The organism is Myxococcus faecalis, assembly GCF_050039385.1.
In the GTDB taxonomy this organism is placed as follows: Bacteria; Myxococcota; Myxococcia; order Myxococcales; family Myxococcaceae; genus Myxococcus; species Myxococcus fulvus.
The window spans coordinates 5,329,504-5,351,075 of record NZ_CP144336.1; the positions used below are offsets into that span (position 1 = coordinate 5,329,504).

Annotated in this window: 17 protein-coding genes and 1 pseudogene; 9 read left to right on the plus strand and 9 right to left on the minus strand. The window is 68.2% G+C overall.

What is annotated here, in order from left to right; genetic code table 11:
* Window positions 1-89 precede the first annotated feature (89 nt).
* Complete coding sequence (locus VZQ01_RS21360) at window positions 90-842, plus strand: SIMPL domain-containing protein (protein WP_426748846.1); 753 nt, start codon at window positions 90-92, stop codon at window positions 840-842.
* On the opposite strand, the pseudogene VZQ01_RS21365 reads toward VZQ01_RS21360, so the two are convergent.
* Together VZQ01_RS21365 and VZQ01_RS21370 are read right to left on the minus strand one after the other, a co-directional pair.
* Window positions 818-1,703 (minus strand): annotated as a pseudogene (locus tag VZQ01_RS21365) (tyrosine-type recombinase/integrase). The gene VZQ01_RS21360 and the pseudogene VZQ01_RS21365 sit on opposite strands and share 25 nt — an antisense overlap.
* Before the next feature lie 70 nt (window positions 1,704-1,773).
* A protein-coding gene (locus VZQ01_RS21370; protein WP_426748847.1) for an IS3 family transposase occupies window positions 1,774-3,184 on the minus strand; the annotation gives its coding sequence in 2 pieces (ribosomal slippage) (window positions 1,774-2,827 and window positions 2,826-3,184; 1,413 coding nt in all).
* A gap of 182 nt (window positions 3,185-3,366) precedes the next feature.
* Here VZQ01_RS21370 and VZQ01_RS21375 point away from each other — a divergent pair.
* From VZQ01_RS21375 to VZQ01_RS21400, 6 genes are all read left to right on the plus strand, one after another.
* Window positions 3,367-4,716 carry a hypothetical protein gene (locus VZQ01_RS21375; RefSeq protein WP_426748848.1) on the plus strand — a complete coding sequence of 450 codons (1,350 nt, stop codon included), beginning with the start codon at window positions 3,367-3,369 and terminating at the stop codon, window positions 4,714-4,716.
* Window positions 4,706-6,235 carry a DUF2380 domain-containing protein gene (locus tag VZQ01_RS21380; protein ID WP_426748849.1) on the plus strand — a complete coding sequence of 510 codons (1,530 nt, stop codon included), beginning with the start codon at window positions 4,706-4,708 and terminating at the stop codon, window positions 6,233-6,235. Before VZQ01_RS21375 ends, VZQ01_RS21380 begins: the two co-directional genes overlap by 11 nt.
* Window positions 6,232-6,702: an NUDIX hydrolase gene (locus VZQ01_RS21385; RefSeq protein WP_223750481.1), complete on the plus strand. Its 471-nt coding sequence runs from the start codon at window positions 6,232-6,234 to the stop codon at window positions 6,700-6,702. Before VZQ01_RS21380 ends, VZQ01_RS21385 begins: the two co-directional genes overlap by 4 nt.
* 419 nt (window positions 6,703-7,121) lie before the next feature.
* Window positions 7,122-7,484, plus strand: a complete 363-nt coding sequence (locus tag VZQ01_RS21390) for an ArsR/SmtB family transcription factor (protein ID WP_141327471.1) — start codon at window positions 7,122-7,124, stop codon at window positions 7,482-7,484.
* Window positions 7,485-7,515: 31 nt separating this feature from the next.
* Window positions 7,516-8,637 carry an ACR3 family arsenite efflux transporter gene (gene arsB / locus VZQ01_RS21395; protein WP_223750480.1) on the plus strand — a complete coding sequence of 374 codons (1,122 nt, stop codon included), beginning with the start codon at window positions 7,516-7,518 and terminating at the stop codon, window positions 8,635-8,637.
* Window positions 8,634-9,077: an arsenate reductase ArsC gene (locus tag VZQ01_RS21400; RefSeq protein ID WP_223750479.1), complete on the plus strand. Its 444-nt coding sequence runs from the start codon at window positions 8,634-8,636 to the stop codon at window positions 9,075-9,077. The genes arsB and VZQ01_RS21400 overlap by 4 nt, the downstream gene beginning before the upstream one ends.
* 1 nt (window position 9,078) lies before the next feature.
* Here the strand turns inward: VZQ01_RS21400 and VZQ01_RS21405 are convergent, their stop codons facing one another.
* A complete protein-coding gene (locus VZQ01_RS21405; RefSeq protein WP_426748850.1) occupies window positions 9,079-9,696 on the minus strand; it encodes a TetR/AcrR family transcriptional regulator in 618 nt (205 codons plus the stop codon).
* Between the two features lie 127 nt (window positions 9,697-9,823).
* Here VZQ01_RS21405 and VZQ01_RS21410 point away from each other — a divergent pair, with 127 nt between their 5' ends.
* Complete coding sequence (locus VZQ01_RS21410) at window positions 9,824-10,828, plus strand: NADP-dependent oxidoreductase (RefSeq protein ID WP_426748851.1); 1,005 nt, start codon at window positions 9,824-9,826, stop codon at window positions 10,826-10,828.
* A gap of 153 nt (window positions 10,829-10,981) precedes the next feature.
* On the opposite strand, the gene VZQ01_RS21415 is transcribed toward VZQ01_RS21410, so the two are convergent.
* Window positions 10,982-12,919 (minus strand): hybrid sensor histidine kinase/response regulator, encoded by a 1,938-nt coding sequence (locus tag VZQ01_RS21415; protein WP_426748852.1) that lies wholly within the window; start codon window positions 12,917-12,919, stop codon window positions 10,982-10,984.
* Between the two features lie 1,065 nt (window positions 12,920-13,984).
* Between VZQ01_RS21415 and VZQ01_RS21420 the strand changes: the two genes are divergently transcribed.
* A complete protein-coding gene (locus tag VZQ01_RS21420) occupies window positions 13,985-15,823 on the plus strand; it encodes a hypothetical protein (RefSeq protein ID WP_248545409.1) in 1,839 nt (612 codons plus the stop codon).
* A gap of 9 nt (window positions 15,824-15,832) precedes the next feature.
* Here VZQ01_RS21420 and hxsC read toward each other — a convergent pair whose 3' ends face one another.
* The 5 genes from hxsC to VZQ01_RS21445 are packed head-to-tail and all read right to left on the minus strand — an operon-like array spanning window position 15,833 to window position 21,562.
* Window positions 15,833-17,002, minus strand: a complete 1,170-nt coding sequence (gene hxsC, locus VZQ01_RS21425; RefSeq protein WP_426748853.1) for a His-Xaa-Ser system radical SAM maturase HxsC — start codon at window positions 17,000-17,002, stop codon at window positions 15,833-15,835.
* A 3-nt stretch (window positions 17,003-17,005) separates the two neighbouring features.
* A complete protein-coding gene (hxsB, locus tag VZQ01_RS21430; RefSeq protein ID WP_426748854.1) occupies window positions 17,006-18,448 on the minus strand; it encodes a His-Xaa-Ser system radical SAM maturase HxsB in 1,443 nt (480 codons plus the stop codon).
* Between the two features lie 14 nt (window positions 18,449-18,462).
* Window positions 18,463-18,792, minus strand: coding sequence for a His-Xaa-Ser system protein HxsD (gene hxsD / locus VZQ01_RS21435; protein ID WP_408891798.1), 330 nt, complete (start codon window positions 18,790-18,792; stop codon window positions 18,463-18,465).
* Window positions 18,793-18,809: 17 nt separating this feature from the next.
* The gene (locus VZQ01_RS21440; protein ID WP_426748855.1) at window positions 18,810-19,328 is read right to left on the minus strand and encodes a hypothetical protein; all 519 of its coding nucleotides are present in this window, start codon (window positions 19,326-19,328) and stop codon (window positions 18,810-18,812) included.
* Complete coding sequence (locus VZQ01_RS21445; RefSeq protein WP_426748856.1) at window positions 19,325-21,562, minus strand: hypothetical protein; 2,238 nt, start codon at window positions 21,560-21,562, stop codon at window positions 19,325-19,327. The genes VZQ01_RS21440 and VZQ01_RS21445 overlap by 4 nt, the downstream gene beginning before the upstream one ends.
* Between the last annotated feature and the right edge of the window lie 10 nt (window positions 21,563-21,572).

The window sequence follows — 21,572 nt, forward strand, 5'->3', positions numbered from 1 at the left end:
GTGAATGTCCTCGTGGAGGGGCCGTCCCAGGGAGTAAGGCAGCGGCAACACGACCCCGCCGTACCGCCCATCCGCCCCAAGGAGGCGCCATGCTTCACGCCCGTCCCGTTCGTTCCTGGCTGCTCACCGCTGTCCTGCTCGCCACGATGGGCGCTTCCGCCCAGCCCGTGTCCCAGGCCCGCCCCGCGGTGGACCCTTCCACGCGCACCCTGCGCGTCGAGGGCACCGGCGAGGTGAAGGCGCAGCCCGACGAGGCCTTCATCGACCTGGCCGTGGAGACGCTGGAGAAGACGGCGAAGGCCGCGGGCGAGCAGAACGCGAAGAAGATGGAGAAGGTCATCGCCGCGCTGACGTCCGCGGGCATCCCCCGCAAGGAAATCCAGACGCGCAACTACTCGGTGTACCCGGACTACGGGCCGCCGGCGCCCAACGAGACGGAGCCCAAGCTGCGCGGCTACCGCGTCAGCAACGTGGTGAGCGTGCACCTGACGGAGCTGTCGCGCGTGGGCAGCGTGCTGGACCAGGCGCTGGCGGCGGGCGCCAACCGGGTGGACCAGGTGCGCTTCGGCCTGGCGCGCCAGGACGCGGTGCAGGGTGAGGCGCTGCGGCAGGCGGTGGCGCGGGCCCGCAAGTCGGCCGAGGTGCTGGCCGCCGCCCTCAACGTGAAGCTGGGCGCGGTGGTGGACGCGAGCACCGTGACGGAGCCGCCGCAGCTCTACCCGGCCCGCTTCGCCATGGCGGAGATGGCGTCCGACGCGCGCGTCGCCACGCCCATCCAGCCGGAGGAGCAGACGGTGCAGGCCAAGGTGACGCTCATCTACGTCATCGAGTCCGCGAAGTAGTCAGCCGTCCAGCGATATCCAGGGCCTGCTGGGGTGTGCCATGCCGGTGATTCAGGCAGGTGCCCCCAGTGTGCCCCTTCGGTGAGGTGACCCGAAGCGGCTTGTCTCGAGGGGCTGGGACGGTCGAGCTGTTGGACCGCGTTCTCGCGGGTCTCCGGGGGGAGGTGGGCGTAGCGCATCGTCATCTCGATGGTGGCATGGCCCATCAGCTCCTGGAGGACCTTCAAGGGGACTCCGCGCATGGTGAGGTGACTGCCGTAGGTGTGGCGCAGGTCATGCCAGCCGATGCGTCCCTGTTCGCGCTGGATGTTCGCCAGCCTCAAGCAGCGCTCCAGCGGGCGCCGCATCAGTCTCGAGGTGAGGGGCTGGCCGTCCTCCTGGCAGAACACGTAGGGCCCGCGCAGGTGACGGTGTCTCTTGAGCGCGTCGAGGGCCGACAGTGGGATGTCCACCGTCCGCTCGCGTCCGCCCTTGGGCCGTCCTTCGGACTTGAAGCTTGCCATGGTGCAAGTCCAGGTCGCTCCACTGGAGCCCCATCAACTCTCCCTGTCGAAGCCCTGTCTTGAGGGCCACGAGGAGAATCGTTCTCCACTCGGGCTCGGCCAGGAAGACCAGCCGCTCGGCCTCCTCGAAGGTGAGGAAGTCGTAAGCGGTCTTCCCCAGCTTGAAGAGCTTCACGCGCGGGATGTGGGCGATGACGCCCTGCTCCTGCGCGAGCGCGAACACCTTGCGCAGTACGCTCAACGCGTTGTTGATGTACCGGAGGCTCATGGGCGGCGGGCCCGAGCCCTTGCGCATGCGGAGGGCCGCAGGTGAAGGGGCCTCCTTTCGTGCGCGTGCACCCGAGCGCTTCTTGCGCATGGCCGTCTTGAAGTTCTCGATCTGAGCCTGCGGAACCTGTCAACGCGAGTGAGACAGCGAGTTCGAGAGATTACTGCGCAGCCTCCTGTGAGTGAGCGAGCCGTGCGGGGTCGTTGATCCAGACGGCAGTCGGGAGGGCCTGCGGCTTGGGTGCGCCGCGCGGGAAGCGCTCGGGGTGGGTGGCGTAGGCGGCGGCGAGCACGGCGGCTCGGGCCGCGAGGCGCTGGGCAGCCAGGCCGTGGTGCACGTCGTGGGGCGTGAGCAGGCCAAGGCCGGAGTGATGATGCTCCTCGTTGTACCAGCCGAAGAAGTCGCCGCAGAAGCCCCGGGCGTCCTGGAGACAACCGAAGTGCTGGGGGAAGTCCGGCCGGTACTTCAGCGTCTTGAAGTGCGCCTCGCTGAAGGGGTTGTCGTTGGAGACGTGGGGTCTGGAATGCGTCTTCGTCACGCCCAGGTCCGCCATCAGCAATGCCACCGGCTTGGAGGTCATCGAGGTGCCGCGGTCGGCGTGAATGGTCAGCTGGCCAGGCTCAATGCCCTGACGTTCGCAGGTCTGAGCCAGCAGCCTCTGAGCCAGGACGGCCGACTCGCGGTGCGCCACCATCCAGCCGACGACGTACCGGCTGAAGACGTCTAAGACGACGTAGAGGTAGAAGTACGTCCACTTCGCCGGGCCGTGCAGCTTCGTTATATCCCAGCTCCAGAGCGCATTGGGCTTCGTCGCGTGCACCTGGGGCACTGGGTGGCTGGGGTGGCGCAGTTGATTGCGGCGCTCGCGCACCTCGTGGTTCTCGGCGAGCACCCGGTACATGGTGCGCTCCGAGCAGAGGTAGCGGCCCTCATCGAGCAGCTGCGCGTAGACTTCCGCGGGCGCGGCATCCTGGAATCTTGGCTCATGCAGCACCGTGAGCACCTCGGCCCGCTGCTCGGGTAGCAGGGCTCGCGGTGGGCTGCCTCGGCGCACCGGCTCCTGATTCGGCCGGGCTCGCCGGTAGAAGGTGGCTCTGGGCAGACCCAGCGCCTGGCACACCGGCGCCACGCCCAGCTCACCAACGGCCTCCAGTGCCACGCGCATCAAGGCTCCTCGTCGGGCTTGGGCAGTCCCACTCCCAGGATTTCCGAAACTTTTTTTGGAGGTCCAGCAGGGCCTCCGCGCGCTTGAGCCGCGCCTGGGCCCGAGCCAGCTCCTTCTCCAGTTCGGCGACGCGCCGGGCGCTCGCGTCGGGCAGCTTCGCCGGCGGGCCGCGCTTCTTTGGACTGCTGGCGGACAGCTCTCCCGCATCGTGCTGGCGTCGCCACGCGCTCAGCAGCGACGAGTACAGCCCCTCCCGACGCAGCAGCGCTCCCACTTCACCGGGCTTCGTGCAGCGGTCCGCTTCCGCCAGCACTCGCAGCTTGTACTCCGTCGTGAAGCCTCGCCGCCTGGCTTTCTCCACCACCTCGGTCTCCCGGACCCGAGCCTCTTCCACCACCGGATTCATCGTCCCTGCCTGGGTCGCCCTGCACACTAAACTGCTGGGTACGGACTGTCTCACTCACCTTGGCAGAGAGGGCTTTCCCCTCACCACCGCGGATTCACCACCGGCGCGGCGCGAGTCGCTCCAGCCGACCGGGAGACGTGTGTTCTTCGTGCCTCATTCCGGGGCACGCACAGGAGGCGTGTATGCACAGGAAGCGAAGCTGTCTGGCCGCGCTGCTGCTGTTGCTGTTACCGACGACGGGAGGTGCCTCGGAGCCCCCTGCCCCGGAGGCAGAATCATCCACCACCCCGGATGCACTACCCGCGCGCAAGTGGCACTACCTGACGCGCGTGGAAGCCACGACGCTGGCGTTCCTTCCTCGTGCTGGCGCGGGGGAAGACGAGGGCTTCATGCAGGTGGAGCCCACGTTCATCCTCGACGGTGGCCCCGAGTTCGGCGTCAACCTGGGGGCGCCCGTGCGCTTCCGTCTTTGGGGCGGGGAGGATGGCGGGTCCCTCGTGCGTCGCGAGGACTGGGACACGCTCTCGGACTGGGGGCAGCTCGTTCGCGGCCTCTTGTTGGGGTCGGACGACGCGCCCATGGGAGTCTGGTTCGGCCCGCTGGAGGAACACAGGCTCCTCTCGGGTCATCTGGTCCGTCGCTACTCCAACCGGACCAATCCCGACTACCACCCGGCCGGGGGCATCTTCACCGGCACGCTGGGGCCGCTCTACACCGAAGCCTTCGCATCGGACGTGCTGGGAGCGCGGTTGGTGGGTGCGGAGTTCTCCCTGGACGTAGAGCACATCTTCTTCGGCCAGCCCGAAAAGGGGGGGCGGTACACGCTAGCTCTGTCCGCTGTCCACGATTGGGGGCGAGCTGGAGGTGACGCGCCTTCGATGACGCTTGCGCACCTGGATGCGATGGCGGTGGTGGTGGCGCGCTCCGACATCGAGGCCCACTTGATTGCCGGGTGGGGAGGTCGTCCTGGCGAGGGCGGCGCGTGGGGAGCTGTCGTAGGGGGCGGGGTGGACTACCTCACCGACAGGTTCAACCTGCGCATGCGACTGGAGGCGAGGCGCCAGCATGGCGGCTTCCGACAAGGCTTCTTCGGCGCGGACTACGAACTGGCGCGCTTCCAGGCGGCGGGCCCTGACGGCGTGCCGCTCGCGGATGCTCGCTTTCCGGACGGCTACTCCGCATTCGCAGAGGCCATCGCGGAGTGGGATGCCGTCAGCTACGGGGGCCCCAACAGGCACCTGAACCTCTCGGTGGGCGCGGAAGTCTTCTCATGGGGCCGCGCTGATGTTGATGGGCGTGTGGCGGTGCAGCTCTTCGAGCGCAGCTTGGAAGTAGCGTTGAAGGGACTCGCGGTTGGAGCTGGGAAGCCCGGAGCGCGCTACCTCGGAGCGGCGGAAGTCCGGTGGAGGTTCCTGGGGGGCGCGCTCTACGCGATGGGGACGGGCGGCACGCTGTTGTTTCCCACGGCGGAAGGGACATTGCGACCTGGCGCCTTCGCGTCGGTGGGCCTCGGGGTGGACCATGCGCGCTAACATCCTGTGGCTCGCGCTGGTGCTGTTCACCTCGGGATGCGTTTCGGTGCCTCATGCTCCCGGACGTGGCCGCACGCTGAACTACACGCCGCGCGCGGTGACACCTCCCGAGAGGGCGGATGTGCCGAGCGACGAGAGCCCCGATGCCTTCGTTCCTCTCCCGTCCTCCATCGCGGGCTCCGGGAGGCAGCAGCGATTTGTGCGCCATGTGGGGCCACGAAGCGTTGCAACGAGGGCTGCATCCGGAGCCGTCGGGGGTGGAGCGCGGTCCGGCACCTCGCAGCGACAGGCTATCCTCGATGCCATCGACGAAGTGAAGGTCTCACTGGACGGGGTTGAGGGGGCATTCTCGAAGCTGGCGGACCGGCCTGCTGCACTCGGTGACCGGCGTCTCGATGGGGGAGTGTTCAGGCGCTATGTCGAGCACGGCTCCGCTCAAGTGACGTGGCTCCGTGGCGCGCTCGGGAGTGCAACCGGGCTGACGGAGGTGGCCTCGGAAGTGGGCGACTCGGACATGGAGCTGGGGGTACTTCGCATGACGGGGCCCAAGCTCCAGGCCGCGATGTTCGGGTCCTTGCTGCTGGCCGCCTGGGTGGACTTCCTCCAGCTCTCTGACGCTGTCCTCCGACATTGCTTCGTATGCAGCGACGAGAAGCTGTTCGTGGACCTGCACCGGGTGCAGGGCTTGATGGCGCCCACGTTGATGGACCTCGAATCGCTCGACCCGGAGCGAGTCGAAGCGGCGGCAACCGCGATGCCCGAGTTGATGGGGAAGCTGACCCGGGAGTTTGCCGCAATCCACGCGCATACCCGTGAGAGCATGAGAATTGGTGAGAAGGTTCTGACAGCGGCGCAGGTGTTGGAGATGCTGTCCATGATTTCCACGCTGAAGATGTCTCTGCCTCGACTGCCTCCGGCCGCACCGGTGACACTTGGCATGAGCCTCGCGATGGGGTCGGGGGGCGTCATGGCGGGCTCGCGGCTCGTCGTCTCCGCTGAGTGGGTGGAGATGATGCGAAGGCTGGTGCAGGCAGGCGTCATCTCCCTCCCCGCCGTCAGCGCGGCCGTTCGCATCCACGGCGGACAGGTGATGATGGCGCAAGCGCACCAGGACTTGCCCGAGGGCGTGCGAGAAGCGCTGGGGGCCAGTCCCGAGGTGCGGGGTATGAGGGTGACGGGCAGAGCCGGAGCGGGCATGTCCGAGGCCCCAAAACATCACGTCATGCCGAAAGAGCACCGCGAGTGGTTCGAGCAGCGCGGCTTCAAGGGTGACATGGACATCGACCAGTTCTGTGTCCGGCTGGAGCGGTCCCACCACGAGGCGATTCACGGCGGGGGGAACTGGAAGCTGGGGCGCCTGTGGCCCGGAGAGTGGAATCGGCTGGTCATGGAGGCCCTGCACGAAGCCGAGACCACGGCAGGTCGGATGTTGACGCGGAATCAGGTCCTGGACATCGTCGCGGGGCGCATGCGGAGCTACGACATCCCGATGAAGTTCTCCAAAGGGAGCAGCCGATGACCGATGGACGCTCGTGGCAGGGCAACTGGAAGGCCCGCTTGTATGAGCGCGTTCGCGAACGCGGCTACGACTCACTCACAGCCTTTGCCGAGTCCCGTCCCACCGCATCGTTGGAGGCACTGGCCGAGGAGCTTGGACCCGACGATGTTGCGGGAGTCCAGGTGTACGATGGGCTGGTAGTCGAGGCGGTGCGAAGCAAGCAGGTGACCCGCTTGGTTCGTGGACAACTCGTGCGCGAGCTATGGGAGAACCTCCCCAATGGGTGGCCGACAGTGCTCGACGACACGAGTCGATTCGCCGTCGCAAAGGCACTTGGCCCCTGGATTGCCTATGCCCCGGATACGCACAAGGGGCGCGCACGCGAATTGAGGACGTCGCTCCTCGCCAATCCGCCCCCCGCTGGCTGGCGTCCTCTCGGTCCTGACGACGAGCTTCTCCGGACCCTCCTTCCCGACAACGAAGCCTGAACGGAGCTGGTGGCCCCAGGAGCTCCAGCCGGATTCCCCCATGTGCCCCAGTGTGCCCCTCCAGGGTGGAGCGAGCGTGCACACGGGGGAACAGCCTGGGACGGGACGAGATGACGTCTCCGAGCGAAAACCGAGGCACCAGCGGGGAACAGCGCGTCCTGCTTGGGTTTTTCTGGTGCCGTGGCGACGGTGACGCTCATCTACGTCATCGAGTCCGCGAAGTAGTCAGCCGTTCAGCGGCGGCAAGGGCTTGCTGGGGTGCGCCATGTCGGTGTGATTCAGGCAGGTGACCCCAGTGTGCCCCTCGCGGAGGCCTACCCCCGGTCACCGGGTTCTTGCCGAATCGACCCCTTGCCCCCGGAGCGAGCCTCGCGACGGGGATTGTCGGGATGCGGACATGTGGATATGTTCATGTCGATATGTCTTCTGGCCCCTCTCTCGACGTGCGCCCGCTGACCCGGGTGCTCAAGGCCCTGGGCGACGAGACGCGCCTGCGCATCGTGTCCCTGCTTTCGCACTCGGAGTTGTGCGTCTGCCATCTGGAGAGCGCCCTCTCCATTCCGCAGTCCAACACCTCCCGGCACCTGTCCGTCCTCAAGGCGGCTGGGCTCGTGGAGGCACGTCGGGAGGGCAGCTGGGTCTACTACCGGCTGGCGCCGCAGACGGATGCGCTGTGCGCTTCCCAGGTGCAGGCCCTTGTCTCTGCCTTCGCGACGCGCGCGACGCTCCAACGCGAAGTGGCGCGCGTCCTGAAGTCCTGCGGCCCTGAGGCCTGCAAGTAGCGCCTCCCTCTTTCCTGGGTTGCTTCCGTCCATGTCCTCGCCGCGTGCCTCCGAAAACATCGTCAAGAAGCTCTCGCTCATCGACCGTTTCCTGCCGGTGTGGATCTTCGCCGCCATGGGCCTGGGCATCGGCCTGGGGCGCGCCTTCCCGGACCTCGGGAGCCGGTTGGACACGGTGAAGCTGGACACGGTCTCGCTGCCCATCGCGTTGGGCCTCTTGTGGATGATGTATCCGGTGCTCGCGAAGGTGCGTTACGGCGAGCTGGGGCGCCTGCGCACGCGAGGGAAGCTCTTCACCACGTCCCTGTTTCTCAACTGGGTGGTGGGGCCGCTGCTCATGTTCGCGCTGGCGTGGCTCTTCCTTCCGGACCTGCCGCACTACCGCAATGGCCTGGTGCTCATCGGCCTTGCCCGCTGCATCGCCATGGTCCTCATCTGGAACATGCTGGCGTGTGGCAGCACCGAGGTCGCCGCCGTGCTCGTGGCCCTCAACTCCCTCTTCCAGATCTTCTTCTATTCGGTGCTCGGCTGGCTCTTGCTCACCGTCGTTCCGGGGTGGCTCGGAGCGGAGGTCGCGGCGTTCGACGTGTCGATGTGGAGCATCGCCCGGAGCGTGCTCATCTTCCTGGGCGTGCCGCTGGTGGCGGGCGCGCTGACACGCGTGGGGCTGACCCGCCTCAAGGGAGAGGCCTGGTACGAGCAGCGCTTCTTGCCGCGGCTGGGGCCTACCGCGCTGCTGGGGCTGCTCTACACCATCGTGCTCATGTTCGCGATGCAGGGCGAGAAGATCACCCGCCTGCCGTTGGATGTGGTGCGCATCAGCATTCCGCTGCTGGTCTACTTCGTCGTCATGTTCGCCAGTGCCTTCTTCCTCTCGCGCAAGCTGGGCTTCGACTACGAGGAGACCGCGTCACTTTCCTTCACGGCGGCGGGCAACAACTTCGAATTGGCCATCGCCGTCGCCGTGGGGGTCTTCGGCGTGTCTTCTGGAGAAGCGCTGGCCGGAGTGGTGGGGCCGCTCATCGAGGTGCCCGCCCTCATCGCCCTGGTCTACCTCTCGTTGTGGCTGCGACGTCGGCTGTTCCCCAGGGCGACGAGCGCGGTCCTTCCTCGCCGTTTCAGTGAGAGCCCGTTCGAGGAGTCCCCCCGATGAAGAAGGTCATCTTCGCCTGTGTGCACAACGCGGGCCGCTCCCAGATGGCGGCTGCGTTCTTCAATGCCTTGGCTGACCCAGCGCGGGCGCGGGCCGTGTCCGCTGGCACGCAGCCGGGCACCCATGTCCATCCCGAGGTCCAGGCCGTGATGGCCGAAGTCGGGGTCGACCTGTCGGGAGCCAGGCCCCAGCACCTCACGGACGAGCTCGCCCAGGGCGCCCAGTGGCTCATCACCATGGGCTGCGGGGAGGCGTGCCCCTTCGTGCCTGGCTTGAAGCGGATGGACTGGCCCTTGGAGGACCCCAAGGGCCAGCCCATGGAGCGTGTGCGTGAGATTCGCGAGGAGGTGCGGACGCGCGTCGCGGAGTTGCTCTCTCAAGAGGGCTGGGCGCGCTCGCTGGACGGGCTCCAGGGGCCGGCAGGCGACGCGGTGTCCTGAATCACCGGGTGCGCGTGCTCTTGGATTCCCCTCGACCGACAGTGGTGCTCCCACCGGAAAAAATCGCCTCAATCGAGGAGCGCACGCGAGCGGCCACCTCCTGCCTTGTCCCCGTGCCGAGCTTCCCGTCGAGGTGAAGGAAGGCAAGCCCGTGGACAAGGGACCAGCCCGCCGTCGACAGCGCGCTCGCGTCGGCTCCCGGGAAGACGCTCGCCAAGGCCGTGGACACGAGGCCTCGGACCTCAGTCGCTGCTCGAACCCGCTCATCGTTCGAGTCGTCACACGCGTTGCCGAACATGAGACAGAAGAGGGCGGGCCGCTTCAGCGCGAACTCCACGTACCTGACGCCCAGCTCGGCGATATCGGACACCGTCCGCGGGGTGACGCCCCCCTGGGAGAGCTCGCGTCCCAACTCGCGGAAGCCCTCCGCGGCCAGCGCGGACTCCAGCGCACGCTTGTCGGCGAAGTGACGATAGGGCGCGGCGGACGACACTCCGGCACGCCGGGCGACCTCTCGCAGGGAAAGCTCGCTACCTGTCTCGAGCAGCTCCAGCGCGGCCTTCAGCAGCGCCGCGCGGAGATCTCCGTGATGGTAGCTGTCCTTCCCTGATGTTGACACCGTTAACACCCTCGCCTATGTATGCACCGTAAACTTCGGTCCGGCTCGCGACAAGGCCCCGAGGCAGAGCACCCCGCCGCCCAAGCCCCGGATCGTGCCCGGGTCCTCCGTGAAGGCAAGAGACCTCATGCGTGCATTCGTCATCACCCGATATGGCGGCCCCCAGGCCGCCGAGCTTCGCGACATGCCACCGCCCGAGCCGGGTCCTGGCGAGGTGCGCATCGACGTGAGGGCGGCAGGCCTGAATCCCGTCGACTTCAAGACACGCGAAGGCAAACTCCGGGTCATCGACTCCTACGCGCTTCCGGTCGTGTTCGGCTGCGAGTTGTCCGGCGTTGTCACGTCGGTCGGTGAAGGCGTGACGCGGTTTGGCCCAGGTGACGAGGTCTTCGCTCGCGTGGCCAGGCATCGGCTCGGCGCCTTCGCTGAGACAGCGTGCGTGGGCGAAGAGCTCGTCGCGAAGAAGCCGGCGTCACTCGATTTCGTTCAGGCCGCCGCGGTGCCGCTCGCGGCGCTCACCGCGCTTCAAGCGCTGCGTGACGAGCTCGCCGTCGCGCCGGGCATGCGCGTCTTCATTCCAGGTGGCGCAGGGGGTGTTGGGACCTTTGCCATCCAGCTCGCCAAGCACCTTGGCGCGAACGTCGCGACGACGGCGTCCGCGCGGGGCAGGAGACTCGTCGAGCGCCTCGGTGCGGATGTCGTCGTCGATTACACCACCCAGGACATCACCGCCGAGCTGCGCGAGTACGATGCCGCGCTGGACCTCGTCGGCGGCGACACCCTCACGCAGACCTTCTCGACCGTTCGCCGTGGCGCCAAGGTCGTCAGCATCGCGGGCATCCCCGAGCCCCTGACCGCGACCCAGGACCTCGGCCGCGGCCCTGGACTCGCGATGCTCTTCTGGCTCGCGAGCGCTGGGGTTCGATTTCGCGCCTGGCGCTCGGGCGTCACCTACCGCTACCTGTTCATGCATCCGAGCGGAAAGGACCTTGAAGCGCTCGCTGCCCTCATCGACGCGAAGAAGCTCGAAGTCGTCATCGACCAGGTCTTTGCCTTCTCCAACATCGCCGATGCGTTCGACCATCTCGAGAAGGGCCACGCCAAGGGCAAGGTCGTCGTCTCGATGGGCTGAACATCGTCCGTTCTGGAGTGACACCTCTTCCTGACGACGATGCCTGAACGGAGCGGGTAACCCCGCGAGTCGACCTGTGCCCCTCCAGAAAGGCGTCTCCTGGTGACTTGGCCAAGGTGACGCTCATCCACGTCATCGGGCCTTCCGCGCCCGCTAGCGCGGCAGGCTCACGGTGAAGGTGGTGCCATGCTCCGCCGTGGACTCCACCTCGACGTGCCCCTGGTGCGCGTCGACGATGGCCTTCACGATGAAGAGCCCCAGCCCCACGCTGCGGCTCGCCAGGTCCACCACGTCGGTGCCGCGCTGGAGGGGCTGGAAGAGGTCCGGGATTCGCGAGGCTGGGATGGGCGGGCCCTCGTTGTGGACCCGCAGCGTCACCTGCGAGTCCTCTCCCCGCGTCTCCACCTGGACGGGCGCTCCGGGGCGCCCGTGCTTCAGCGCGTTCATCAGCAGGTTCTGGACGACCTGCGCCAGCCGCTCCTCGTCCCACGCGCCGTGCCCGTCGCCGCTCGCCGCCACCCGCACGTCCGCGGTGGGGTGGGCCGCCTCCACCTCCTCCACGGCCGCCTGACAGACCTGGTGGAGGTCCGCGGGGGCGCGCTCCAGCCGGATGCCGCCGCCCAGCCGGGCCTGGGTGAAGTCGAGCAGCTCCTTCACCAGCTTCACCGCGCGGGTGGCCGACGCCTGGATGCGCTCCACCGGCCTGTGGGCCTCCGGCGGCAGGGTCTCCAGGCGCTTGAGCCGCTCGGCCCCCATGAGGATGGCGCCCAGGGGGTTGCGCAAGTCATGGCTCACGATGCCGATGAGCAGCTGCTCGAACTCCGCCTGCTGCTGGAGCTGTCGCGCGTGCTGCTCCCGCTCCTGCTCCAGCTTGCGCTGCGCCGTGATGTCCTGCAGGAGCGCGACATAGCCGTCCACGGAGCCGCCCGGCGAGTGGTGCGCGATGAAGGACACCCGCACGTCCCGCTTGCCCCCCAACCGGTAGGGCACGTCATGCTGCTCGAAGGAGAAGCTCTCGCCCGCCAGGCCCCGCCGCACGTACGGGCCCAGCACCGCGTAGGCCGCCTCCCCGATGACCTCCCGGACCTTGCGGTTGCGCATCTGGTCGCGCGAAATCCCGAACCACTCCTCGTACGCCTTGTTGACGCGGCCGTAGCGCTCGTCCGCGTTGACGTACGAGACCAGGACGGGAATCGCGTCGAGCAGCAGGGACTGCTCCGCCTCGCTCGCGCGCAGCTGCTCCGTGAGCGCCTCGTTGCGCTGGCTCACCTGCATCTTCTCGGTGACGTCGCGGAAGATGAGCACGGCCCCGGAGGGAGCGCTCGGTCCCGTGCGAATCGGCGCGGCGCTGTTTTCGATGGGGACGTGCGTCCCATCCTTGCGCAGCAGCAGCGCGGGCCCCGTGAGGCGCTGGACCGACTCGGAGCCGAGCGCCCGCTCGACGGGGTTCTCCAACGGCTCCCGGGTGACGGCGTCGACGACGCGGAAGACCTCCGCGACCGGAAGCTGCCACGCCTCGGACGTGCTCCAGCCGGTGAGCCGCTCGGCCACCGGGTTGAGGAAGAGGACGCGTCCGACCGGGTCCGTGGTGATGACCGCGTCGCTGATGGAGGCGAGCGTCGTGGACAGGTGGGCCTCGCGCTCCCTCAGCCGCTCCCCCTGGGCCCGCACGCGCAGGAGGCTGGCCACCCGGGCGAGCATCTCCGCGTCGTCGAAGGGCTTGGCGACGTAGTCGTTGGCGCCCGCCTGCAGGCCCTCCGTGAAGTCCTCGTGGGCTCCCCGCGCGGAGAGCATCAGGATGGGGAGGGTGACCTCATCGTAGCGCTCGCGGATGTAGCGGCACGCGTCCAGCCCCGACACGCCCGGCAACCGCCAGTCCAAGAGGAGCACGTCGGGAGGTGGCCCCGAGGAGAGCCGCTCGAGCGCCTGCTCGGCGTCCTCGAACGTCTCCACCGCGTGGTGCCTGGCCAGCAGCTCCCGGGCTCGCGCGCGCTGGAGCGGACTGTCCTCGACCAGCCACACGCGGGCGGATGGCGCCGTGCGCGAAGCGCGCTCCTTCGAGGCTGGAGGAAGACCCGGGGGCTTGTTCAAGGGCGGGGGACATCGGTGGTGCGCGGGGGCGCTTGTCCACCCAAGTTAGGCAGGACCCGGCGGGTCCGTCGAGGGCTTCACCCCAAGGCCAAGGTCCCCTCACTCTTCATCCCAGCGCCCGAGCGCACCCGTGCACGCGCTCGAAAGGCCCGGCCCGCCCGGCCGCCTGGCCCCGGCGGAAGCCACCGGTCGCCACCGGCTCAATCCGATGCATTCCACGACCAGGGGGATGGAATCCCATCCAACCAGGTTGGGATTGGGTCTGTGTGTTCGTCGGCTGACGATGCATGGCGTCATGGGGTTGCGGCTTGACTGACAGACTTTATCTCGTTTCAATGATTACTCCGGGTCCGCCAGTTCTTCTCGTGGCGTGAACCGGTTGTCCGTATCACTCACACAGGAGCAACCCATGAAGATCAAGACGCGCGTTCGTGCGGGCCCCATGTCGGCTGATGACGGTATCGGCGGCGGCGGAGGTCGCGGCTGTGGCGGCGGCATCATCATCGCCACGCCCCTCGACATCTGAGCGGCTTCCCGTCGTAGCGACTCGGCCGTCGGCGGACCGTGCACGGTCCGTCGGCGGTCGTTGTCTTTCCGGCCCCCAGGGCACGGCCCGTCTCGGACACCCAGGTCCCGAGGTGATTTCGGGACATCTGTTAATTCTTGATATTCAAGTATTGATGGCTTTGTGGCTGGAATTCCAGCACGCAGGACAGTGATTGCGGGGCATCGCGTCACGCGTGTCCGCAACCGGTGCCTGGATGGCTGGTGCAACTTGACCTCAAGATTCGGATTGGTTCTGATTGCGACTCCGGGTCCGCGAGGTTTGTGCTTCGCGTGAAGCGGGAATCACGGCTCACTCACACGAGGAGCAGTCCATGAAGATCAAGACGCGCGTTCGTGCTGGGCCGCAGTCCGGTGGTCGTGGCTGTGGTGGTGGCGTCATCATCGCCGCGCCCCTCGACACGTTCTGAGGTGGTGGCGTTGAGCTGAGCCAGTCGCCGGTGGCCCGTGCACGGGTCGCTGGCGGCTGTTTTTCTTCCAGGACCCGTCAGGAGCATTCGCGTGAGCCAGGACTCGGTGCCGGTGTCGGTGGACCCTCACGAGACGCTGTACGTGCCGCTGAGGCGTCGCTTCATCAAGGAGTACCTGACCTCGCCCGAGGGCGTGCGCGAGCTGCACATCTATTACGGCACCCGGGAGATCTCCATCGAGGAGCAGGACCTGCACTCCTTCGGAGAGCAGCTGTGCCTGGAGGACTCCTTCATGGCGGGCAACGCCACGAAGTGGACGACCGGTGAGCCGTATCCCTGGGAGCGGGTGAAGGAGCTGCTGGAGGCGCTGCTGGAGGAGGGCGTCGTCACGCGCGAGGCCCCGACGCTCGCCTTCGAGAGCGAGTCCCACCGCAAGTACCTGGCGATGGAGGCCAGGCGCGTCGCGCCCACCGAGCCCCTGTGGTGGAACCCGGACGCCCCGGAGGTGATGCGCAGGCTGACGGGCCGGCCCCTGGAGCTGGGGTTCCTGGAGGCGGTGCTGCCGGTGTACCGCATCGCGCACCCCGCGCTCGACACCGAGGGGCGGCACATCGGGGAGAGCAACACCTTCCCCGAGCAGATGCGCATGAAGATGGACACCGAGTTCAAGGCCTGCCACTTCGCCGGCAGCCGCTATCGCAACAACGCGCCCATGAACGTGACGGCGCTCAAGTCGATGATGCGGCACTGGAAGCCGATGATGCACGCGGTGCGCGCGGTGCGGCAGGCGTTCCTGCGCCCTGACACGGTGCTCCCGGACGGGCGCTGGCGGATGGGGGACCTGCACGCGGCGGCGTGCGCGGTGCTCGCGGTGCCCTCGTACATGCTGATGCGCGCCAACGACCCGGTGCCCAACGGGCAGCTGGACCCGGTGCTCTCCAACATCTACCGCGTGACGGACGGCGTGCGGATGGTGGCCGCGTACATGCTCTTCCTGCCGGAGGAGCCGCTCACCTACGACTCGCCCATCTCGTCCGCGGAGCTGTTGTACGTGACGGACCGCGACAACCACTACCTGTCCAACCGAGGCGTGTGCGCGGGGCCGCCGAACCTGGTGGACGAGTACTTCCAGACGCTGATGGACGGGCGGCCGGTGGCGAACGAGGAGCCCATGTCCTTCGCATGGGAGAAGGACATCGTCCCGGGCGTGGACTACGGGCAGCTGGGGCTGCAGCTCTACTCGCTCCAGTTCAACCTGTGGAGCTACATGTGCCGCGCGTACGAGCAGGTCCGCGCGGTGGCCGAGTCCGTCACGCCGACGGAGGGCGACTTCTGGAGCGGCCTGCGGGCGCGGCTGAAGAAGGACTTCGAGATGATGCGGCCCACGCGCCTGCACACGGCCACCCAGCGCGACTGGGCGGAGGCGCGCTACATCGAGATGTTCGACCGCGCGCAGCGGGGCATGAGCACCTTCAAGGAGGAGTCGCTGGTCCACCTCAAGGACATCTTCACGCCCGTGCACGACGCGGTGTTCGAGGCGACGCGCAAGCGGCTGTGCATGGTGGTGCGCGCGAAGGTGGGCGACGCGTTCGGGACGCAGGCGGACGCCATCGCGGACGCGGTGGCGGAGTACCTGACGCTGGAGCGCTCGGCGCTCCTGGCCCTGGAGAACGTGCAGCGGGAGACCAACGCGCTCCTGCGGCGGCCGCATCCGGAGCGGCGGTTCACCAACAAGGACCTGTCGCTCCACCACCGCATGCGCGCGGGCACCGTCGGCGTGCTGCCGTACCTGCTGGACGTGTTCCGTGACGAGTTCGGCGTGGACATCGACAACTCGCCGGAGGGGACGAAGCTGACGCCGGTGGGCGCCCCGCTGGCGGCCGAGGACGCGGTGTGTCCGTTCACCGGGCGGACGGCGTCCGTCGCGTAGCCGCCCTGCTCAGTCCAGGAAGGGCTGGATGCCCCGGCTGCGCTTCGCGAGGCCGGAGGCGAAGAGCCCGCCGCAGTCCTCCCGGCGGGTGCAGCGCTCGCAGTCCTCGGCGTAGAGGTTCTTCCAGTCGGAGATGCTCTTGCGCGCGAAGGGGTGCAGCTCGCCGGGCAGGGTGCAGAGCGGGTGGTTGTAGAGGGACGTCTCCAGCCCCGCGCGGCTCAGCGTGCGGACCGCGGCGGTGAGCTGGGGCCGGTAGTCGAGCGGGTCCATCCAGAGCAGGCCGAGGTTCGCCTTGGCGAACCCCATCAGCTCCAGGCCCATCAGCGCGACGTGGTCGACGAAGGCCAGGTTGCGCGCGATGAACTCCGCCAGCTGGGGCAGGCGCGCGTACGTCTGCGCGTGGACCACGCAGCGCAGCTCCACGCGCACCCGGGCGCGCTTGAGGTGGAGGATGCCTCGGACGGTTTCATCGAAGGCGCCCAGGGCCTGGACGACGTAGTCATGCTCCTCGGGCAGGTCCGAGTAGAGCGGGATGCCCAGCATCAGGTCGGGGTGCTGGACGTCCGCCACCGCGCGCGCCAGCTCGGGGTTCGCGAAGCCGCGCCCGTTGGTCAGGAGGTGGACGGCGGTTGTTGGCAGGTGGTGCTTCATCTGCGCGAGCAGCGCGATGAGGCGGCCCTTGAGCAGGCTCGGCTCGCCGCCGGTGATGCCGAGCTCGCGCGTCTCCGGGGAGATGAGCGGGAGCGCCTGCATCAGCTCGTCCAGCAGCCAGGAGTCATCCTGCTTGCGGGGTGGCTGGGAGCACATCAGGCAGTGGTTGTCGCAGCGCTCCGTCACCAGGAACGTGTTCGACGGCGAGGCGCGGCGGTACAGCGTCGACAAGGCGTCGCGCTCGGGGTGGATGCGCACCACGTCCCCGTCCGCGAGGTAGCGCAGGTTCGGAGGCAGGACGTAGGTGTCCCCCGGGGCCGGGCTGCTGCTCACGAGGCCCTCGTCCCACAGGAGGTACCCCCGGAAGCCCGGGGGCAGTGAATGCGCGGGCCGCCGGACGAGGAGCACTTCCCGCTCATGGGCGAGGGGCGCGTCGTCCAGGTGCTCACGGACGCGGGCGATGAACGGCTCAATGGAGCGCGTGGAGAGCGCCTTCAGTCCGGCCGAGGAGAGGTCCAGGGCGGGCATGGCTCAGCGCCACCCCATGAGGATGTCACGCGCGCGGGCGTCATCCTCGAGCAGGCCGATGAGGTGGCGCAGCACGCTCATCTGCTTCTGGCAGAAGGCGCTGAACGCCTTGTGTCCGACGGCGTCCTTCATCGTCGCCTGGTGGAAGACGGGGTCGGCGCCACAGTAGGGGAGGAAGGCGCAGTCGCCGCACATGGGCACGCCCTCCGGCATGGTGTCGCTCAGGTGGGCGAGGAGCGTGTCGGACGTCATGATGGACTCGTAGGAGTCGTGTGAGAGGTGTCCGAGCCGGAAGGAGAAGTCACCCATCTCCGCGAGCATCCGCCCCTCGTCGGAGGCGTACACCGCGCCGTCGTAGTTGTAGACGAGCGCGCCGATGCCGATGCCCGCGGGCGACTGGAGGTCGACGTACGTCGAGCCCCGGGGCGAGAAGAGCTTCTGCAACAGGATGGCGGTGTACTCCTCCTGGAGCGGATAGCCCTGCTCGTTGATGCGGAGGATGTGCGCGAGCCCGCGCCGGTAGAACTCCACCCACGCCCCGACGTCGTACTGGCGAGAGGCGCGCTGGCGGACGGCGAACCCGTAGGGGCTGATGTTCCTGAGGAAGATGCCGTGGAAGCCCTGGCGCACGTACTCGTCGATGATGTCCTCGACGCGCGTGAGGCTCGCCTGCGTCGTCGTCATCAACGCGGAGACGGAGTCCGGTCCGAGCGCCTGTCGCGCCCGGTGAATCGCCTGGAGCGTGCGTCGGTGGCTGTCCCCGCCGCGCACGGGGCGCTGGGTGTTGTGCAGGTCCTCGGGGCCGTCCAGGGAGGTCGAGAGCAGCACGCCGTGCTCGCGGCAGAAGTCGAGCACCTCGTCGGTGAGGCGGGAGAGGTTGCTCGCGATGACGAACTGGAGGTCGCGGCGGTGCACCTGGTTGAGGGCCTTGGCGCGCTCGACGATGTACCGGATGCGCTCGAAGTGGAGCAGCGGCTCTCCGCCCTGGAACTCGACCTTGAGCGTGGGCGAGGGGCTGCGGAACATGAAGTCGAGCGCCAGGTCCGCGTGCTCCTGTGACATGTCGAACTCGCGGGCACCCTCCGCCTGTCGGGACACCTGACAGTAGGCGCAGGAGTGGTCGCAGCGCAGGGTGACCACGAAGATGTGCAGCCCGGTGAAGTTCGCGAGCTGCTCGGCGCGGGTGCGGTACTTCAGCGCGAGCAGCTCCAGCGCCACGCGGGAGTGCTCGTCGAACAGGAGGTGCTTCGACTTGAGCGTCTTGTAGGCCTCGCGGTGCGGGGGCAGCGCGTGACGGACGAAGTCGACCAGCTCGTGTCGGGGGAGCACGACGTATTCGCCCACGTCGTTCGTCACGACGTAGCGGGCGTCGTCCAGCCGGCTGAAGCGCAGGGGCGCGAGCTGGTAGCCCTTCGTGGACTGGTACCTGGAGCGGTCATGGAACATGGCGTGCGTCGACCTCAGTCCTGGCGAATCAGGCCGGTGCGTGAGAAGGCCTGCGCGACAATCAACGCGCGCAGGGCCCGGGTCTCGTCGCCCACCTGCTCTCGCAGCTCCTGGTCCAACAGCTCCTGGAAGAACAGGCGCACCGTCTCCAGCGCGTCGCGCTCGGTGACGGTGGGGGCGAAGAGGAAGCGGATGGGAAGCCGGTCCGCGTCGGGCGAGCCGAGCACCGCGGTGCACCGGTCGGCGAAGCGGTACGCGGACTTCTGTATCGCCGCGAGTCGATAGACGCGCAGGTCGAGGACGGCCTGCACGGCGCCGTCGCGGAAGGTGAGGTTGGTGTCCATGGTCACGTGTCTGCTCCTCACCACTCGATGGTGACGTCGCCCGTCTGGCCGGCGACCAGGTCCACCTCGACGGTGGTGGTGCCGAGGAAGCGGTTCTCGATGCGGACGGTGTGCTTGCCCGCCGCCAGCCGCATGAGGGCCGTCACGTCCTGACCCGCGGGCTTGTCGTCGACGAAGATGCGTCCGCCGGGGAAGGCGACGAAGGACACCGTCGCGGGCCTGGGTGGCGGCTCGGGCGCTTCGTCGGGAGCGGAGTAGCCGCCGCCGTAGCTGCGGCTCCTGCTGCCGGAGTAGTGGCTGCGGTGCGAGGAGTGGGAGCGGTGCGAGCGATGACCCGCGAGCAGTATCTGCCCGTGGGTGGGAGGGACGACGAGGAGCAGCGCGTCGCGCGAGTCCTCTTCGTTGCGTCGCCGCCACGTGGGTTGGGCGACCTGGAGCTCGATGCCGGGCACGAGCAGCCCTGATGGGGCCGCGCCTCCGAGCAGTCCCATGAGCGCCGCGCTGACGGAGAGCAGCCGGGGAGGTTTCGGGTTCATGGCTTCACCTCACCGATGCGCAGCTCCATCAGGTAGATGCCGTTCCATCTCGCCACGAGCGTCACGCGGCCATCCTTCCAGGTCGTCTGCGTGGGGGGCTTGCCTCCACGAGGTTGGGGCGGCGCGGGCAGCTCGACCGGATGTCCCAGGACACGGGAGAGCAGCTCCTTCGTCACGGGCGTACGCTTCAGGTTGTTGAGCACGCGGGACTCCTTGTCCGCGCCGGCCAGGTACGCGCCCACGCAGCGGCCGTCCCGCAGCTCGCACGAGAGGGCGACGGACTCCGTGGTCTTCGACAGGATGTTCGGGTGGCTGCTGGCTGTCAGTTGGAGCAGGGAGATGGCCACCTCGCGCTCCGCGCCGATGAGCGGAATCCGCTCCCGTTCCTCCCGGGCCCACGTGCCGGCTTGTTTCGCGAGGACCGCCACCTGTGGGTCGTGCGGCGTATCCGCCAGCTCGGCGGCGAGCGCGGTCGTCTTGTGGAGGTGGAGGACCCAGTCCAGGGTGACGGCCTTGGGACGCGGCCTGGGCGTCAGTTGCTCCTGGAGCGCGGTGCTCAGTTGTCCGATGAGCCGCTCGCGGCTCGGCGTGGGCTGGGCGGTGTACGCGGCGAAGAGCGCCTTCCATCGGCAGGGGTCCGTGGTGCAGGCCGCGTGCGCCGCGTCATGGAGGCGCCCGCGCAGCTCTCCGAGGTCCCCCGGGAAGCTCCGCGCGAGCACGGGCTGGGCGGAGGCCAGCACCGTCGAGGCGGAGGACACGTCCTTGCGCTCGAGCGACGCGACGACCTGCTGACGGATGAGGGACAGGAGGTGTTGTTCGACCTTCGCCCGCTCGGGAGCGTTCGGCGCCATCGCGAGAGCATCCTTGACGACCTCGTCCACGTTCTGCTCACGGAGCGCATGGGCCAGGTGGAGGTCCGCCCAGGCCTGCTGGAGCTCATGTGATTCGGGCTCACCCAGTGCCTGCAGCTCCGTCTGTGCTTTGTCGAGGCGCCCCTCCGATAGGTGCCGCCGGGCATCCTGGAGGCTCGGCTCCGCGACCATCGCCAGGACGGTGACGGGGAGCGCGGACACCGCCGCGCCGATGCCCCAACTGCGTGCCCGACCCTTCCGGCCCAGGGTCCAGTCCTGGACGAGGCGATCGGCCAGAATCGCGGACGCGCCGAGGAACACGCTCATGAACACCAGCAGGCTGTTCCAGAAGTAGGCGCCGCGCAGGATGTAGAGCAGCGGAATGCCCAGGGCCAACGCGAGCAGGAGTCCGCGCATCGCTTGGACCTTCCGACCGCGCGCCGTGAACTGCCGGTCCACGGAAGGAGGCGGCGCGAGCATCCGCTGACCCTCGAACTCAATCGTCGTGGGAGGCGCGTCCGCGATGGAGTAGGAGACGCGCGCGGCGGGGACCTCGAACACCTGGAAGCTTTGGCTGGTGATGCGCTCCCGGGGCTTGTACCCGACCACCATCTTCCCCCAGTGCTCCTGGAGCCAATTCGCGGGGAGGTGCGGGGCGAGCTTCTCCCGGGACAGCAGTCCATTCGCGCTGATCTCCGCCACGAGCTTCGCGTCCTTCTCCATGTCCGCCTTGGTCCACACCAGGCGGCGAAGCTCTTGCTCCTCGGACATCACCAGGAAGTCGAAGCGGACCGTCTCGACGAACTCGAGCCAACGCTGCTCGCGGCCGCGCCCGTGACACGTCGAGCAGTTCACCTGCCCCGAGCGACAGGAGGGGCACGAGACCACCCCCCGCGCATTGCACGACCTGCAGTTCATCAACCGTCGCGAGCCGTTCGAGGCGTAGCCGTAGGCCTTCCGCGAGCCCCCGCAGTTGGAGCACCCGACGAACGCCCTGCCGCTGCAGTTGGGGCATGCGACAGTGCCTTTTCCTCCGCACGGAGAGCATGTGAGGATGGACAGGCTGCTCTCGCGAAGGCTCGCGTGGGTCTCGGCCCAGGGGTCGACGCTGTCCGCCCTCCGCCTCAAGCCCGTGACTTCGGGAGTGCCCTGCGTCATGCCTTCCTTCCACACCACCTGCCGCTCGGTGATGGTGGAGTAGAGCCGGGCCGCCCTGCGCGCCTTCGGCTCCACGGAGCGGATGAACTCTTGCGGATTCGGAGGCGGCACGGGCAGTCGCCGGGTCCACTCGACGAAGGCCTGGACGGCGGCCTTCTGGAGGGCCTCCGCGTCCGCGGGAGGCATCGGGTCGACAGCCTGGGGTTCCTGGGATGGAAGGCTCATGGGAGACAAG